14 protein-coding genes and 2 pseudogenes are annotated in these 16,394 nt (G+C 47.0%); 10 read left to right on the top strand and 6 right to left on the bottom strand.

Annotated elements, in window-relative coordinates; genetic code table 11:
• Position 1: 1 nt before the first annotated feature.
• Genes moaD through AOB49_RS11635 form a run of 5 tightly spaced genes read right to left on the bottom strand, consistent with a single transcriptional unit; the run spans position 2 to position 5,575 of the window.
• Positions 2–259 carry a molybdopterin converting factor subunit 1 gene (gene moaD / locus AOB49_RS11655; RefSeq protein WP_062311267.1) on the bottom strand — a complete coding sequence of 86 codons (258 nt, stop codon included), beginning with the start codon at positions 257–259 and terminating at the stop codon, positions 2–4.
• A 34-nt stretch (positions 260–293) separates the two neighbouring features.
• Complete coding sequence (locus AOB49_RS11650; protein WP_062311265.1) at positions 294–1,535, bottom strand: molybdopterin molybdotransferase MoeA; 1,242 nt, start codon at positions 1,533–1,535, stop codon at positions 294–296.
• A 21-nt stretch (positions 1,536–1,556) separates the two neighbouring features.
• Positions 1,557–2,999: a threonine synthase gene (thrC, locus tag AOB49_RS11645; protein WP_062311263.1), complete on the bottom strand. Its 1,443-nt coding sequence runs from the start codon at positions 2,997–2,999 to the stop codon at positions 1,557–1,559.
• A gap of 9 nt (positions 3,000–3,008) precedes the next feature.
• On the bottom strand, positions 3,009–4,319 hold the full coding sequence (locus AOB49_RS11640) for a homoserine dehydrogenase (RefSeq protein ID WP_062311261.1): 1,311 nt from the start codon (positions 4,317–4,319) through the stop codon (positions 3,009–3,011).
• Positions 4,316–5,575, bottom strand: a complete 1,260-nt coding sequence (locus AOB49_RS11635; RefSeq protein WP_062311259.1) for a pyridoxal phosphate-dependent aminotransferase — start codon at positions 5,573–5,575, stop codon at positions 4,316–4,318. The genes AOB49_RS11640 and AOB49_RS11635 overlap by 4 nt, the downstream gene beginning before the upstream one ends.
• A gap of 79 nt (positions 5,576–5,654) precedes the next feature.
• Between AOB49_RS11635 and AOB49_RS11630 the strand changes: the two genes are divergently transcribed.
• The 10 genes and pseudogenes from AOB49_RS11630 to AOB49_RS11585 form a co-directional block, all read left to right on the top strand.
• Positions 5,655–6,032 (top strand): Mth938-like domain-containing protein, encoded by a 378-nt coding sequence (locus tag AOB49_RS11630; RefSeq protein WP_062311257.1) that lies wholly within the window; start codon positions 5,655–5,657, stop codon positions 6,030–6,032.
• The gene (locus AOB49_RS11625; RefSeq protein WP_062311255.1) at positions 6,032–7,726 is read left to right on the top strand and encodes a glycosyltransferase family 39 protein; all 1,695 of its coding nucleotides are present in this window, start codon (positions 6,032–6,034) and stop codon (positions 7,724–7,726) included. Before AOB49_RS11630 ends, AOB49_RS11625 begins: the two co-directional genes overlap by 1 nt.
• Before the next feature lie 14 nt (positions 7,727–7,740).
• Positions 7,741–8,913, top strand: coding sequence for a DegT/DnrJ/EryC1/StrS family aminotransferase (locus AOB49_RS11620; protein ID WP_062311254.1), 1,173 nt, complete (start codon positions 7,741–7,743; stop codon positions 8,911–8,913).
• Between the two features lie 31 nt (positions 8,914–8,944).
• A complete protein-coding gene (locus tag AOB49_RS11615; RefSeq protein ID WP_062311252.1) occupies positions 8,945–9,916 on the top strand; it encodes a glycosyltransferase in 972 nt (323 codons plus the stop codon).
• On the top strand, positions 9,917–10,786 hold the full coding sequence (locus tag AOB49_RS11610) for a formyltransferase (RefSeq protein ID WP_062311250.1): 870 nt from the start codon (positions 9,917–9,919) through the stop codon (positions 10,784–10,786). It begins immediately after the preceding gene.
• Between the two features lie 45 nt (positions 10,787–10,831).
• Positions 10,832–11,878 carry a bifunctional UDP-4-keto-pentose/UDP-xylose synthase gene (locus AOB49_RS11605; RefSeq protein ID WP_062311248.1) on the top strand — a complete coding sequence of 349 codons (1,047 nt, stop codon included), beginning with the start codon at positions 10,832–10,834 and terminating at the stop codon, positions 11,876–11,878.
• A 12-nt stretch (positions 11,879–11,890) separates the two neighbouring features.
• On the top strand, positions 11,891–12,808 hold the full coding sequence (locus AOB49_RS11600; RefSeq protein ID WP_062311246.1) for a polysaccharide deacetylase family protein: 918 nt from the start codon (positions 11,891–11,893) through the stop codon (positions 12,806–12,808).
• Between the two features lie 40 nt (positions 12,809–12,848).
• Positions 12,849–13,316 (top strand): peroxiredoxin, encoded by a 468-nt coding sequence (locus AOB49_RS11595; protein WP_062311244.1) that lies wholly within the window; start codon positions 12,849–12,851, stop codon positions 13,314–13,316.
• Positions 13,317–13,552: 236 nt separating this feature from the next.
• Positions 13,553–15,220, top strand: a complete 1,668-nt coding sequence (locus AOB49_RS11590) for a PhoH family protein (RefSeq protein ID WP_062311243.1) — start codon at positions 13,553–13,555, stop codon at positions 15,218–15,220.
• 73 nt (positions 15,221–15,293) lie between these two features.
• Positions 15,294–15,725, top strand: a pseudogene (locus AOB49_RS11585) (C40 family peptidase); the annotation flags it as partial.
• 9 nt (positions 15,726–15,734) lie between these two features.
• On the opposite strand, the pseudogene AOB49_RS12195 reads toward AOB49_RS11585, so the two are convergent.
• Positions 15,735–16,394 (bottom strand): annotated as a pseudogene (locus tag AOB49_RS12195) (hypothetical protein); the annotation flags it as partial.

The raw sequence follows: 16,394 nt of genomic DNA, 5'->3' as shown, positions 1-16,394 counted from the left end.
CTTAGCCGCCTGTTACTGGAGGGAAGAATGCAACTTCAGCACCCTCTACAAGTGGAGTGATGTCTTTGACCATCTCATGATTTAAAGCGCAACGAATAAGCTTTCCACTAGCCAACACTTCATCCCAAGGATTTCCACGTGCAATCAGATGCAATCTTAAGTCTGCAATCGTTTTGACCTCCGCTGGCGTTGCAATCACCTCCTCGGATAACCCGAGACCTTCGCGCAGTGAGGCAAAGAATCGTAATTGAATTTTCATACTGGAATCGTAATCTGATTTCTAAGATGCTGCTCTATGTCAACAAGGCATTAAATGGGATGTACTTCACCATATCGCCGGCCTTAAAAGTCTGGCCTGGAGGGCAGTCGACTAAGCCGTCGCCCCATGAGGCGCTCGTCAATACTCCGGAGCTTTGATTGGGGAATAAATCCAAGCCTCCTTGCGGGTTAATTCTCACCCGCAGGAATTCATTGCGACGATCAACCTTACTCCAATCAAAATCAGCGCGCATCGGATAAGACTGGACCTGAGCCTCTTCACGCCCTTGTAGCTTGAGAATAAATGGTCGCACAAACAATAAGAATGTAACAAAGCTCGATACGGGATTGCCAGGCAAACCAATGAACCAGGCCTCGCCATCTTTTAAATCTTCTGATTTGCGAACTGCACCAAAAGCCAGTGGTTTACCAGGCTTAATGGCGATTTGCCAAAGATCCAATCTACCTTCAGCAGTTACCGCAGGCTTGATATGATCCTCCTCACCGACAGAGACACCTCCAGAAGTAATAATCAGGTCATGGTCTTTACTGGCTTTGCGTAAAGTATCTCTAGTCGCACCAAGATTGTCCGGCACAATACCAAAATCAGTGGCGTCGCAGCCTAAAGATTTAAGACATGCAAGTAATGTATCGCGGTTGGAATTGTAGATACCACCCGGTTTAAGCGGCTCACCGGGAAGTGATAGCTCATCACCTGTAAAAAATGTGGCAACCTTCACTCTGCGCTTGACATTTAAATGCGTTAAGCCAGCAGAAGCGGCAACGCCTAACTCCTGAGGGCGCAAGAAAGTTCCTGCCATTAATGCTGCCTTGCCAACTGTCAAATCCTCACCTCTCCTACGGATCCATTGACCGGATGTTGGCGCAATATTAATCTGAACCTGATCAGTTGATCCCTCCGGGATGGCGCAGTCCTCCTGCATTACTACAGCATTAGCGCCTGGAGGGATAGGAGCGCCAGTAAATATTCTGGCTGCAGTACCCAACTCTAGCGTTGTACCCACTGATCCCGCAGGAATACGCTGAGCAATATGAAGAATATTTCCAGGAACTTGGGTGTCAGCAACTCGTACCGCATAACCATCCATTGAGGTGTTATCAAGCGGCGGTACATCCACCAAACTATTCACATCCTGGGCAAGCACGCGGCCAAGAGCGGCCTGCATAGCGACCCGCTCACTCTCGCTCACCGGTTTCGCATTGGATAAAAGATGCTCTAAAGCTTGCTGGGCAGTCAACATTGGAGGCTTAGTCATAGCGCCTTATTGTTTGCTGGATTAGTTAAGGTGTGCAGTAATAAAGCTTTTAACTTGATCAACATCAGCATCGATATTCTCAACACGCTGAGGCTTTGATTTGATGTCCTTAAAGGCCGCAGGGCACTCTGCAGGACGACCCAAGGCAAGCTCAATCGTTTCCTCAAACTTAATCGGTAAGGCTGTTTCAAGCACGATCATCGGCACACCCGCTTGCAGATGTTCACGCGCCACCTTTACACCGTCAGCAGTATGAGTATCAATCATGATTCCGTATTGCTGATCAATATTGCGAATAGTGTCTAAACGATTTTGATGCGTACTGCGTCCAGATTGGAAGCCATACTTGGCAACCTCTTGAAACACTGAATCCTTGGAGATATCAAAACCACCCGCCACATCTACCTGCTTAAACATCTCTGCAGTCGCCTGGCCATCTTGCCCCATCAGATCAAAGACAAAACGTTCGAAGTTACTTGCCTTGGAAATATCCATAGACGGGCTTGAGGTATGAAGAGTCTCAGCAGACTTACGAGCACGGTAAACGCCTGTACGGAAGAACTCATCTAAAACATCATTTTCATTAGTGGCAGCAACCAAGTGCGCAATTGGCAACCCCATCATGCGGGCAATATGGCCGGCGCAAATATTGCCAAAGTTACCTGATGGCACTGTAAAAGATACTTTCTCATTGCTCGACTTGGTAGCTAATAAATAGCCTTGGAAGTAATAAACCACCTGAGCCACTACGCGACCCCAGTTAATTGAGTTCACTGTACCGATTTGATTGTTAGCCTTAAAAGCATGATCATTACTAACGGCCTTCACAATATCCTGGCAATCATCAAAAACACCAGCTACTGCCAAGTTGAAAATATTCGGATCTTGCAAGGAATACATCTGCGCTGATTGAAACGCGCTCATCTTGCCGCGAGGCGAAAGCATGAATACCTTGACACCCTCTTTGCCACGCATAGCATATTCCGCAGCACTTCCGGTATCCCCAGAGGTGGCACCTAAAATATTGAGCTTTTGGCCTTTTTTCTTGAGAGCGTACTCAAAGAGATTGCCCAACAATTGCATTGCCATATCTTTAAAGGCTAACGTTGGTCCATTTGATAGGCTCAGTAAACCAATACGCGTACCCTTCTCTTCACCCAGCCAATGGAGTGGCGTAATGTCCTTGGCGTTATCTTCTGCACGCCCGTTGCAATAGACTTGCTCGGTGTAGGTTTTGCGCAGTAAGGCACGCAAATCATTCTCAGGAATATCGTCACAATATAAACTCAAGATCTCGTAAGCGAGATCAGCATAGGACAGACCGCGCCAAGAATCCAATTGCTGCTTCGAAACCTGCGGGTACTTTGTTGGCAGGTACAAGCCGCCATCTGGCGCCAAGCCGCCAAGCAGAATTTCTAAAAAAGATTGCTGTGGACTATTGCCCCGGGTAGATTGGTAACGCATGTATTTTGCTTAAGACAAATTTTCTAAACGAATTTTCACAACTTCACCAGCTACCGTTTTCAGGTTCTGGATCTCCTGAATCGCCGCGAGCATGTGCTTCTCTTTGGTTTCGTGGGTTAAAGCAACTAAGTCAGTCTGGCTTTCACCCTCATCCGCCTCTTTTTGCAAGAGCGCATCAATCGAGATACTGTGTGCAGCTAAGATCTTGGTAATATCGGCAAGCACACCAGCCTGATCAGCTACACGCAAACGCAGGTAGTAACTGGTAGTAATTTCACCCATTGGCAATACAGTGATGTCGCGTACCGCATCTGGCTGAAAGGCTAAATATGGAACGCGGCTCTCTGGGCTCGCACCCAATAAACGGGTGATATCAACCAAGTCCGCAATCACAGCAGAAGCCGTTGGCTCTGAGCCGGCGCCTTTGCCGTAATACAGAGTTGTACCAACCGCGTCGCCAAATACTTGTACTGCATTCATTGCGCCCTCTACGTTTGCAATTAAACGTTTAGTTGGGATCAAAGTAGGATGAACGCGGAGCTCTACACCAGTCGCTGTTTTTTTAGCAATACCCAGCAACTTAATGCGATAACCCAGCTGCTCAGCATATTTAATATCAATTGCATCTAACTTGGTGATGCCTTCTACATGCGCTTTTTCAAACTGCATTGGAATACCAAATGCAATTGCACTCATGATGGTTGCTTTATGCGCAGCGTCAACACCTTCAATATCAAAAGTCGGATCTGCTTCAGCGTAACCTAAACGTTGCGCCTCTTTCAAGACGGTTGCAAAGTCCAAGCCTTTATCGCGCATCTCAGAAAGAATAAAGTTCGTCGTGCCATTAATAATTCCAGCAATCCACTCAATGCGGTTCGCGGTCAGACCTTCACGCAAGGCCTTGATGATGGGAATACCACCGGCAACGGCAGCCTCAAACGCCACCATCACACCCTTTTCATGGGCAGCTTTAAAAATTTCATTACCGTGCACAGCAATCAAAGCTTTATTTGCTGTAACAACATGCTTTCCAGCTGCGATCGCTTCAAGAACTAAATCTTTGGCGATGCCATAACCACCAATCAACTCAACCACGATATCAATTTCTGGGTTATTAATCACAGCGCGAGCATCGCTCACTACTTGCGCACGATCCTTAACTAACTCTTTTGCGCGCCCTACATTCAGGTCAGCAACCGTATTAATATGAATTCCACGACCGGCACGACGTGTAATTTCATCTTGATTACGCTCGAGAACAGTGAATACACCGCCACCTACTGTGCCAATGCCTAATAGACCAACTTGAATCGGTTTCATGATGCCTTTGTTGCTGTTGAATTAGCCGCTTTACGACTATGTTTTTGACGATAACGCTCTAGAAAACGCGCAAGACGGCCGATAGCCTCTGTAAGCACATCTTCATGAGGCAAGAACACTACACGGAAGTGATCTGGTTTAGCCCAATTAAAACCAGATCCCTGAACCAGCAATACTTTTTCCTCTTTCAAAAGATCGGCCACAAACTGCTGGTCATCTTCAATTGGATACATTTCTGGATCAAGTCTTGGGAATAAATAAAGCGCGGATTTTGGCTTGACGCAAGTCACACCTGGAATCGCGGTAATGAGCTTCCAAGCTAAATCGCGCTGCTTAGCCAAGCGCCCACCCTCGGCCACTAAATCATTAATACTCTGATATCCACCCAGAGCGGTTTGAATAGCGTACTGACCAGGGACATTGGCGCATAGGCGCATTGACGAGAGCATATTGAGACCCTCGATGTAGTCCCGAATCATTTCCTTATCGCCAGAAACAATCATCCATCCCGCCCGATAACCACAAGATCGATAGTTTTTGGATAAGCCATTAAAAGTAATCGTGACGACATCGGTAGATAGGGATGCCAAAGAGACGTGTTTCTCTTGGTCATATAACATCTTGTCGTAAATCTCATCGGCAAACAGAATCAAGCCATACTCACGAGCAATAGCAGTGAGTTCAAGCAATACTTCTTTGGAATAAATCGCGCCAGTAGGATTGTTAGGATTAATCACCACAATCGCTTTGGTGCGCGGACTAATCTTTTTGCGAAGATCTGCTAAATCTGGAGCCCAGTCTTTAGACTCGTCACAGAGGTAATGAACGGGAGTGCCGCCAGACAAACTCACGGCAGCAGTCCAAAGTGGATAGTCTGGCGCAGGCACCAAGACTTCGTCACCATTATTTAGCAAGGCATTCATTGCCAAAACAATTAATTCTGAAACGCCATTTCCTGTATAAATATCATCCAAGGTAACGCCTTGAATGCCTTTTTCTTGGCAATACTGCATGATTGCCTTGCGAGCCGCAAATATTCCCTTGGAATCGGAGTAGGCTGAAGCATTACCCAAATTGCGAATCATATCCAGCTGAATCTCTTCCGGAGGATCAAACCCAAAGACACCGACGTTGCCGATGTTTAATTTGATGATTTTGTGACCCTCTTCCTCCATGCGCTGGGCAAGCTCCAGCACGGGCCCACGAATGTCATAACAGACGTGATTGAGTTTTTCGGACTTTAGGATTGGCTTCACAATAAATTAAAGGGTAAGTTCTTGAAATCTAGGAAAAAACAGCTGGCTATAATCCACATAATTATGACAGAGAGTCCATGTGAAGCTTCAATCTGACCCCCATTCCGGAGCGAATACGATCACCGGTTACGGCGATGGCTACGTTGAGATCAATAAGACTCCCTATAGTCACGCGGTTCTACTGAGCTCAGATGGCGAAATCCAGCAGTGGTCTGTCAAATCATTTGATGACCTGGCAATGGCCCATTTTTCACAAATGGCAGCCCTAAAGCCTGAATTAATCATCATTGGCACGGGTATTCGCCAACGTTTTCCCAGGCCAGAGCTTCTAAAAACACTGATTGAGGCCAAAATAGGCTTTGAAGTCATGAATTCTCAAGCGGCCTGCCGAACCTACAACATTCTGGTTGGTGAGGGTCGCCAAGTCCTGCTCGCACTCATCGTGGAGGCCTCTTAATGCAATTTGGCCAAATTAGACAGTCCGCCGCCCTTAACCCAGCAAAAATTTTGCTCTTGGTTCTCATTTATGGATTGCTTTGGTTTGGTACCCTAAATTACCGCCACCTCATTCCTTCGGATGAAGGTCGTTACGCCGAAATTGCAAGAGAAATGCTTGTCACTGGTGACTGGGTCACGCCCCGCTATAACGGCTATAAGTATTTTGAAAAACCTCCGCTACAAATTTGGGCAACAGCAACTGCGTTTAATGCCTTTGGTATTGGTGATTGGCAAGCACGCCTTTGGACTGCCCTCACCGGCTTTCTAACCATCTTATTAATTGGCTTTACTGGCGCACGGATCTACAGCGCTCGAGCAGGCTGGCTAGCGGCACTCGTTTTAGCATCAAGTCCAATGTGGGTCATTGGCGGTCACATCAACTCTTTGGATATGGGGCTTTCAGCATTCCTTGTCGCCGCGCTCTGCAGTCTATTATTGGCACAAACCTCTCATAATCCACGCGGGACTCGCCAGTGGATGTGGGCTTGCTGGGCATTTATGGCATTAGCCACACTATCTAAGGGAGTAATTGGAGTAGCAATACCTGGGATGGTGTTTGTTGCGTACTCGATTACCGCTTGGGATTGGAAAATCTGGAAGCGTCTTCACATCATTAGTGGCACGATTTTATTTTTAGCCATTACAGCACCTTGGTTTATTTTGGTGGCGCAACGCAATCCAGAATTTTTAGAATTCTTCTTCATTCATGAGCACCTTCAACGCTTCACGCAAAACGCTCACAGCAGAACTGGGCCGATTTATTATTTCATCCCCCTGCTTCTACTTGGCTTTCTGCCTTGGGTAGTGCAAATCCCCGGCTCTGTTGGGCAGGCATGGCGTGAACGCAATCGCGAGTTCTCGCACGGCTGGCTCCTCGTCTGTTGGTTTGCAGTCATTCTTGGTTTTTTTAGCGTCTCCCAATCCAAATTACCGGGATATATCATCCCCATCTTTCCAGCATTGGCCCTCATCGTAGGTCATCGCCTCGATCGCAATTTAGGCTTTAGTAATTCACTTGGATTGCCGTGGCAATTGCAAACACTGTTCTTTGTCATTCTAGGTGGTATAGGGTTTATATTTCTCGATCAAGTTAGCAAACAAGCGAGACCCGATGAAATCCAATCCTATGCACGCTACACCTACTGGATTGTGGCTGCGCTTATCGCACTGATTACCTTTAGCCTACTTGCCCTCATACAAAGCAAGCGCAATGGTCTATCTAGCATCACCAGTTTCGCGAGCGGTTTTTTCCTGTGCGCCCTCATTGCGGGCACTGGCCACGAGACGCTTGGCCGTGCCGTATCTGGAATTGATTTGGTTGAAAAAGTGAAGGTCAATATTCCTGAGAAAGTGAACTTCTATTCCGTTCGCATCTTGGATCACACTGTGCCCTTCTATCTTGGTAGAACGATGACGATGGTAGAGTTTCCTGATGAATTAGAGTTTGGCGTCAAGCAAGAGCCTCAATTGTGGCTTCCTACTTTGGATGCATTTATCGAGCGCTGGAAAGAGGATCAAACGGCATACGCGTTAATGGTGCCGGAGCAATACGAAGAGCTTCAGAAGTTCAATGTTCCCATGCAAGAAGTCGGTCGAGACTCTAGGCGCGTCATTGTCAAGCATCCCGATCCTGCAGGCACGCCACCACAATAAGGTCTTAGCTCGTTATGTCGAAATCCGAAAATACCCTCCCCTTTATTCCTTTTACACGGCCACACTTCGATCAAGAAACGATTGATGCGGTCGCAGAAGTTTTACGCTCCGGCTGGGTAACTTCAGGCCCTAAATTAGCAGAGTTTGAGGCAGACTTAAGCGAGTATTTTGGTGGTCGTCCAGTGCGCTGCTTTGCTAATGGCACTGCCACCATGAAGATTGCCCTGCAAGTAGCGGGCATTGGGCCTGGCGATGAAGTCATTACCACGCCAATCTCATGGGTAGCAACCTCCAATGTCATTTTAAGTGTTGGTGCTACACCTGTTTTTGTAGATATCGATCCAGTAACACGCAATATTGATTTAAACAAAGTGGTCTCAGCTATTACGCCAAAAACTCGCGCCATCATGCCAGTCTATTTGGCTGGCTTGCCTGTCAATATGGATCAACTTTACGCATTGGCAAAAGAATATCAACTACGAGTAATTGAAGATGCAGCACAGGCATTTGGCTCGCAATGGAAGGGGCAAAAGATTGGCAGTATTGGTGATCTCGTGAGCTTTAGCTTTCAGGCAAATAAAAATTTATCTACCGTTGAGGGTGGCTGCCTGGTACTCAATAATATTGATGAAGCCAAACTAGCGGAGAAGTTTCGCCTGCAAGGTTTAACCCGCTCCGGTATGGACGGCATGGACGTTGATGTACTTGGCGGTAAAGATAATTTGACGGATGTCAATGCGGTGATCGGCCTGCATCAACTTAAGCGACTGCCGGCATTCCAAATGCGTAGAACTGCACTAGCCAGGCAGTACTTTGATGCAATTCGCACTGCAATGACAACTACCGGATTAAATGATCTGAGATTAGAGCTCCCAGTAGAGAACTTTACGGATAGTAACTGGCATATGTTTCAAGTAGTTTTGCCGCTAGATCAACTTAATACTGACCGAGCGCAAGTCATGACCGAATTAAAGGATCTGGGCATTGGCACCGGTGTTCACTATCCCAGCATTACTGGCTTTACTCTTTACCAAAAGCTTGGCTATAAAGCAGATGACACCCCAATAGCGCAACGCATTGGCCGCTCGATTCTCACACTCCCCTTATTTCCGGGGATGGCAGATGAGGATATTGGCCGCATAGCTAGTGCTTTGACGGGGATTCTGAAGAAACACAGCAAAAATTAGCCTTGTATACGGAATCAGGCAAAATTGCGGCATGACTGCGAATTTAGCCACCCAAGCCTGCAACCCCAAACTGAGCATCATCATCCCCGTATATAACGAGGAAGATGGCCTCCAGGCGCTCTTTGATCGCCTATACCCAGCGCTTGATACCCTAGCAGTTAAACGGAATATTTCGTATGAAGTCGTATTTGTAAATGATGGCAGCAAAGATCGCTCTGCAGGCATCTTGGCCAAGCAAGTAGATTTGCGACCCGATGTGACCCGCGCAGTACTTTTTCATAGCAATTTTGGTCAGCATATGGCCATCATGGCTGGCTTTGAATATTCCCGCGGTGAATACATCATCACACTTGATGCCGACTTACAAAATCCGCCTGAAGAAATTGATGCCTTGACCAATGAGCTGCTTAAAGGCCATGACTATGTTGGCACGATTCGTGCTGATCGTCGCGATAGCTTCTTTAGAAGATTTGCTTCACGGGCCATGAATCATTTGCGCGAAAAAATTACTCGCATCACCATGACCGATCAAGGTTGCATGTTGCGGGGCTACAGCCGCCGTATCGTTGATCTAGTACGCCAGTGCGATGAAAGCAATACCTTTATTCCGGCATTGGCTTATACCTTTGCCTCAAACCCTACTGAAATCACCGTAAAACATGAAGAGCGTTTTGCTGGTGAATCCAAATACAGCCTCTATCAACTCATTCGCTTGAACTTTGATTTAGTCACTGGCTTTTCAGTCATGCCTTTACAGATCTTTTCAATTCTAGGAATGCTCCTAGCAATGGCTGCCGGCAGCTTGTTTATCTACCTCTTGATCCGTCGCTTTGTGCTCGGCGCCGAGGTGGAGGGAGTTTTCACTCTCTTTGCTCTCACTTTCTTCTTGATTGGTGTGATGTTATTTGGTCTAGGCCTACTTGGCGAATACATTGGCCGCATTTATCAGCAGGTGAGAGAGCGACCACGCTATGTTGTGCAAACCGTTTTAGAGAAAAAATAATTGCACGCAGTCGTCTTTGCTTATCACGATGTTGGCGTTAATTGCCTTAAGGCCTTGCTCAATGCCGGAATTGCAGTAGACCTGGTTGTTACCCATCAAGACGATCCCAATGAAAATGTTTGGTTTGGCAGCGTCATCAAACTTTGTGAGGCTAAAAAAATTCCTTACATCACACCCAGCGCCAATCAATTAATCGATCTCGTGCCGCAAATCGAAAAACTGGCTCCCGATTATCTGTTTTCTTTTTACTATCGGCATATGATTCCAACAGAACTGTTGGCTTGCGCCAAGATTGCTGCACTCAATATGCACGGCTCACTGCTGCCAAAGTATCGAGGCCGCGCTCCTGTGAATTGGGCAATCCTGCATGGCGAAACTGAAACTGGCGCAACTTTACACATCATGGAAGCTAAACCTGATGCGGGAGATATCGTTGGGCAGGCAGCAGTTTCTATCGGCCCCAATGAAACCGCTACAGATGTTTTTAGCAAAGTGAGCCAAGCGGCAGTAGAGGTCATACAAAAAGCCTTACCAGCCCTTACTCGAGGACAGATCCCTCGATCCCCCAATAACCTAGCTCAAGGCAGTTATTTTGGGGGTCGCAAACCCGCAGATGGGGAAATTTTGTGGCATCAGAGCGCCCAGCAGGTTCATAACCTCGTCAGGGGTGTCGCACCCCCTTATCCCGGGGCTTTTACCGACTGGCAAGGCCAGCGCATGATTGTGGCTCGCACCAGCCTAGAAGGCCCATTTCCGGCGCAACTTGATCTTCAGACCCCAGGTATCCAAGTGGTTGATAATCAGGTATTCGGCGTTTGCGGCGACCAAAAACCAGTATTGATACTGGAATGGTTCTCGGCGGATTGCTAATCAATCAAAAGCAACACCCTTTAGATTAAAAACGAGGCAGTAAAGATGAAAAAAGTACTCATTCTTGGCGTAAATGGCTTTATTGGTCACCACCTATCAAAGCGCATTCTGGAGACAACCGATTGGGATGTCTACGGCATGGATATGCAAAACGATCGTCTCGGTGATTTAGTAAACCATCCCCGCATGCATTTCTTTGAAGGGGATATCACCATCAATAAAGAATGGGTTGAATATCACATTCGTAAATGCGATGTGATTTTGCCCTTGGTAGCGATTGCTACGCCAGCAACTTATGTTCAGCAACCTCTAAAAGTATTTGAGCTCGACTTTGAGGCCAACTTGCCTATCGTTCGCTCTGCCGTTAAATATAAAAAGCATTTGGTATTCCCATCAACATCTGAAGTCTATGGCATGTGTGAGGACGGCGAATTCGATCCCGCTAAATCTAATATGGTTTACGGTCCAATCAATAAGCCCCGCTGGATCTATGCTTGCTCGAAGCAGTTAATGGATCGCGTTATCTGGGGTTATGGCATGGAAGGGTTACGCTTTACCCTCTTCCGCCCATTTAACTGGATCGGCCCTGGTTTGGATAGCATCTACACACCAAAAGAAGGTTCTTCACGCGTAGTCACTCAATTCTTAGGCCATATTGTGCGCGGCGAACCTATTAATCTAGTGGATGGCGGCGCTCAGAAACGTGCCTTCACTTATGTTGACGATGGTATTGATGCATTGATGCGTATTATCGATAACAAAGATGGCGTCGCTAACGGCAAGATTTATAACATTGGTAATCCAAAGAACAATCACTCTGTTCGTGAACTTGCCAATCAGATGTTAGAGATCGCACGCAGCATTCCTGAATACGCCAAGACGGCCAATGAAGTGAAGATTGTTGAAACCACTTCTGGCGCTTACTATGGCGAAGGTTATCAAGACGTTCAAAACCGTGTACCTGCAATCGATAACACTATGAGTGAATTGGGCTGGAAACCAACCACCACTATGGGCGATGCACTTAAGAATATTTTTGAAGCCTATCGCCAAGATGTGGAAAAAGCTCGCCACTTAGTTGACACAGAATAAGCTTAGAGGTTCATGGCAAAAATTGCACTCAAAGTAGACGTTGATACCTTACGCGGCACTAAGGAGGGCGTTCCCAATCTAGCGCGCGCACTCAAGCGCTTTGGCTTGAAAGCAACCTTTTTGTTTAGCCTCGGTCCGGACCATACCGGCTGGGCGCTCAAGCGAGTTTTTCGTCCTGGCTTTTTGAAAAAGGTCAGCCGCACTTCTGTTGTTGAGCACTACGGGATTAAGACACTACTTTACGGCGTTCTATTGCCAGGCCCCGACATCGGCAAAAAAGCTGCCACTGAAATGCGCGCAATTGATGCTGCGGGACATGAAACTGGGATCCATACTTGGGATCATGTGGCTTGGCAAGATGCTGTTCGTAATCGTGATGCCCAGTGGACCAAGCAGCAGATGCAAAAAAGCTGGGATCGATTTATCGAAATTTTTGGTCATCCACCAGCTACTTATGGCGCTGCTGGCTGGCAAATGAATGAAGCTGCTTTTGAGCAACTAGATCAATGGGGCATTCAATATTCTTCTGATGGCAGAGCCCAGCCCAATCTCATGCCTTACCGTTTTGCACTACCCTCTGGCGTAGCAAAGCATGTTCAGTACCCCACTACTTTACCCACCTTCGATGAATTGATTGGGGTTGATGGGGCCAATGAGTTTGAGTCGGTGAAGAAGCTTCTCGAAATCACCCAAAGCAATCCAAATGACCAGGTGTTTACCTTACATGCAGAGCTGGAGGGACAGAAGTTACTCCCGGCTTTCGAGCAATTACTGGCTGGCTGGCTTAATCAAGGCCATGACTTAGTCACAATGGGCGAACTTCATCAATCCTGGAAAGCAACTAATCAACTCGATAAAATAGCCATACAGCCAGTCACTTGGGGTGAAATCCCTAACCGAAGCGGTGAACTGATTCTGCAAACGGCCTAATTAGCAATCAATATAAAACCATTTCATAAGAGAAAACATCATGACAGTAGAAATTGGCAAACCCGTTCCCCAGTGCGCTATTCCAGCAACATCGGGACTGACCTTTACGCCTGAGTCAGCCAAAGGCAAGAAACTGGTTATTTACTTTTATCCAAAAGATATGACCCCGGGCTGCACTGCCGAGTCAGGCGAGTTTCGTGACAACATCGAAGCCTTTACTAAGGCCAATACGTTAATTGTCGGCGTATCTAGAGATAGCCTCAAATCCCACGACAACTTCCGTAGCAAACTCGAGCTTCCATTTGAGCTGGTTGCCGACACCGAAGAGGTGCTTTGCCAACTCTTTGGAGTCATGAAAATGAAGAATATGTATGGCAAACAAGTGCGCGGCGTAGAGCGAAGCACCTTCCTTTTTGACTCTTCTGGCAAGCTAGTAAAAGAATGGCGCGGCCTTAAAGTTCCTGGCCACGTAACTGAGGTATTAAAAGCCGCTCAAGCGATTGATTAATTTTTTCAATTAATTTGAGCGGGGGTACTTGCAAAGCCTAAAAATTGCGGTAAAGTGAAGTTATATGCACCGCAAACGACGGGAAAGTCTGACAATCCGTTTGACTCATCAGCCTGATGATTTAAAGACAGGCTCGGCAAACAACCCCCGCCGTTTTGCAAATTGTTTTGTACCCAGTTTCGCTATAAACCGTCAATGCAATCCGCTTGACGGTTTTTTCTTTTAGGAGAGTCTGCATGCCATTGCCCCCAATCCCAACTCAAATTGCCGGCCAAGTCAAAATCAGTAGCAAGGACACTCCTGACTTGAAGAAACGCCCCGCGCCAGTAAAAGCAGTTGTGATGGAAAGTCATGCGCCTGATTGGGCTACGGACGCCGAGGAAGATCTTTCGGCAGCTGAAGTAGCACTTGAAAAAATTAAGGGTGACCGCAGACCAGCAGCACGTAGTGAGCGCAACGACAACAAGGCGACTATTCCAGAAAAACCAAAACGCGTGATTCGTACCGGGCCTCCAAGCTTGTTTGTCCTAGATACCAACGTACTCATGCACGACCCCAGCTCTCTTTTCCGTTTCTCAGAGCACGACCTGTTCTTACCTATGACCACATTGGAAGAATTAGACAATCACAAAAAGGGTATGACCGAGGTTGCTCGTAATGCCCGAACAGTCAGTCGCTCACTTGATCAGCTAGTAGCTGGGACTAGCGGCACTTTAGATGAAGGTATTCCCCTTAATAAATTGGGCAACCAAGATGTTTCTGGCCGCCTATTCTTTCAGACCAAACTCACCACACAAGCTCTGCCAGAAGGGCTACCTGAAGGCAAGGGTGATAACTTGATTCTTGCAGTGGTTAGCGAGCTTCAAAAGACTCGTAAAGGCCAAGAGGTCGTGCTGGTATCGAAAGATATCAACATGCGCATCAAGGCTCGTGCGCTTGGTTTGCCTGCCGAAGACTATTTCAATGATCAAGTATTGGAAGATCGTGACTTGATGTACTCGGGTGTAATGGCTCTGCCCGCTGATTTTTGGCCAAAACATGGCAAGGGCATGGAGAGTTGGGCTGATGGTAAGTCGGGAACAATGTTTTACAGGGTTACTGGCCCTAGCGTAGCAAGCATGTTAGTCAATCAATTTGTTTATCAAGAAAATCCTGATGGCTCGACACCCTTCTACGCCCAAGTAAAAGAGATCAACGGCAAGACTGCTCTTCTACAAACTTTGAGAGACTTCTCACACCAAAAGAATAATGTATGGAGCGTGACAGCGCGTAATCGCGAACAAAACTTTGCCATGAACCTTTTAATGAATCCTGATGTGGATTTCATCACGCTACTAGGTCAAGCTGGCACTGGAAAAACTTTGCTAGCTTTGGCCGCCGGTCTTGAGCAAGTACTAGATAGTAAGCGCTATAACGAAATCATTATTACCCGCGCTACGGTACCCGTTGGCGAGGATATTGGCTTCTTGCCAGGCACCGAAGAAGAAAAAATGCAGCCGTGGATGGGTGCCTTTGATGATAACCTCGAAGTACTCCATCGCAATGAAGATAATTCAGGTGAATGGGGTCGTGCTGCGACACAAGAACTCATTCGCTCACGTATCAAAGTCAAGAGCATGAACTTCATGCGTGGTAGAACCTTTGTGAGTAAGTTTGTCATTATCGATGAAGCGCAAAACTTAACCCCAAAACAAATGAAGACTTTGGTGACCCGCGCCGGCCCCGGAACCAAGATTGTTTGCTTAGGTAATATTGCGCAGATCGATACACCATATTTAACTGAAGGTTCTTCAGGGCTTACTTATGTTGTGGATCGTTTTAAGGGCTGGCGTCATGGCGGGCATGTCACCCTTGCCCGAGGTGAGCGCTCCCGTCTTGCGGATCATGCTGCTGACGCACTCTAAAACCACCCTCTCATGCCGCACTCTGATGGGGTGCGGCATTTTTATTTGTATTCTGACAATATCGGGATGCAGCATCTTTGGCGGAAAAAATAATGCCGCTAGAGTTGCACAATTCAAACAAGATACAAGCGTTGGGACTGAAGATATCTCTATTGCAGCAGTAGGGTTGGTAGGCGTACCGTATCGATACGGGGGCAACAACCCAAAAGGTGGATTTGATTGCAGCGGCTTAATTGCTTATGTCTATAACAAGTCAGCCAATATTAAATTGCCTCGCACCATTCAAGAGATGAGCGGTAAAGGTCGAAGCATTGACAATCAACCACCAGCACCAGGTGACCTCGTCTTTTTTAATACCACTGGCGAGAAATACTCTCATGCAGGCATCTATGTCGGACAGGGCAGATTTGTACATGCCCCAAGCGCCGGAGGAACTGTACGCTTAGAGTACATCACCACCCCGTATTGGGCAGCCAGATTTACAGAAGCAAGAAGATTAACTCCGTAAATCTATTTAAGGCGCCTCACGAACACTGATGTTCATAACAGTCGTGCCTGCATCCGTATTGATCAGCACGCGAATCGGAAGCGCTCGATTAGAAGAAGATGCTGCACTAAACGATTCATTTCCTTTATCAAAAGATAGCCAGCTAGGTAATTCTCTTCCATCACTCACTACCGCACGAACATTAGTGCTCTTGCCAACTAAATTAGCCACTTCTTTTGGAAGCTTAAAAGAAAACTCCTGTTGATTACTCATGATTGATTTGGGCACCAAAACAGAAACCAGACCACCATCATTCGGAGCAACCTTACGGGTTAATGAGACTGATAACTCGTCATAAGGAATCTGTTTTGAGATATCTCTCGAGGAAGAAGGTATATTCCGCGGGCTGAGATTATCCGTTGTACCTGGAGCGGTGTTTGGCACATTCGGAGTAGTTGGCGCATCTGGATTCGCTGGCGCTACTGGAGTACTTGGAGCATCCGTTGTACCTGGAGCGGTGTTTGGCACATTCGGAGTAGTTGGCGCATCTAGATTCGCTGGCGCTACTGGAGTACTTGGAGCATTTGGAGTACTTGGAGCATCCGTTGTACCTGGAGCGGTGTTTGGCACATTCGGAGTAGTTGGCGCATCTGGATTCGCTGGCGCTACTGGAGTACTTGGAGCATT

Origin of the sequence: Polynucleobacter sinensis, from assembly GCF_001595985.1 — a bacterium.
GTDB lineage: Bacteria > Pseudomonadota > Gammaproteobacteria > Burkholderiales > Burkholderiaceae > Polynucleobacter > Polynucleobacter sinensis.
The sequence above is the reverse complement of the archived record's forward strand: the minus strand, read 5'-3'. Positions and strand labels throughout refer to the sequence as shown.

What these genes read in the sequence shown, in the direction of transcription:
- thrC (WP_062311263.1), bottom strand. Translation starts at nt 2,999, where the DNA reads ATGCGTTACCAATCTACCCGGGGCAATAGTCCACAGCAATCTTTTTTA.
- AOB49_RS11625 (WP_062311255.1), top strand. Translation starts at nt 6,032, where the DNA reads ATGCAATTTGGCCAAATTAGACAGTCCGCCGCCCTTAACCCAGCAAAA.
- AOB49_RS11595 (WP_062311244.1), top strand. Translation starts at nt 12,849, where the DNA reads ATGACAGTAGAAATTGGCAAACCCGTTCCCCAGTGCGCTATTCCAGCA.
- AOB49_RS11640 (WP_062311261.1), bottom strand. Translation starts at nt 4,319, where the DNA reads ATGAAACCGATTCAAGTTGGTCTATTAGGCATTGGCACAGTAGGTGGC.
- AOB49_RS11620 (WP_062311254.1), top strand. Translation starts at nt 7,741, where the DNA reads ATGTCGAAATCCGAAAATACCCTCCCCTTTATTCCTTTTACACGGCCA.
- AOB49_RS11615 (WP_062311252.1), top strand. Translation starts at nt 8,945, where the DNA reads ATGACTGCGAATTTAGCCACCCAAGCCTGCAACCCCAAACTGAGCATC.
- AOB49_RS11590 (WP_062311243.1), top strand. Translation starts at nt 13,553, where the DNA reads ATGCCATTGCCCCCAATCCCAACTCAAATTGCCGGCCAAGTCAAAATC.
- AOB49_RS11650 (WP_062311265.1), bottom strand. Translation starts at nt 1,535, where the DNA reads ATGACTAAGCCTCCAATGTTGACTGCCCAGCAAGCTTTAGAGCATCTT.
- AOB49_RS11600 (WP_062311246.1), top strand. Translation starts at nt 11,891, where the DNA reads ATGGCAAAAATTGCACTCAAAGTAGACGTTGATACCTTACGCGGCACT.
- moaD (WP_062311267.1), bottom strand. Translation starts at nt 259, where the DNA reads ATGAAAATTCAATTACGATTCTTTGCCTCACTGCGCGAAGGTCTCGGG.
- AOB49_RS11605 (WP_062311248.1), top strand. Translation starts at nt 10,832, where the DNA reads ATGAAAAAAGTACTCATTCTTGGCGTAAATGGCTTTATTGGTCACCAC.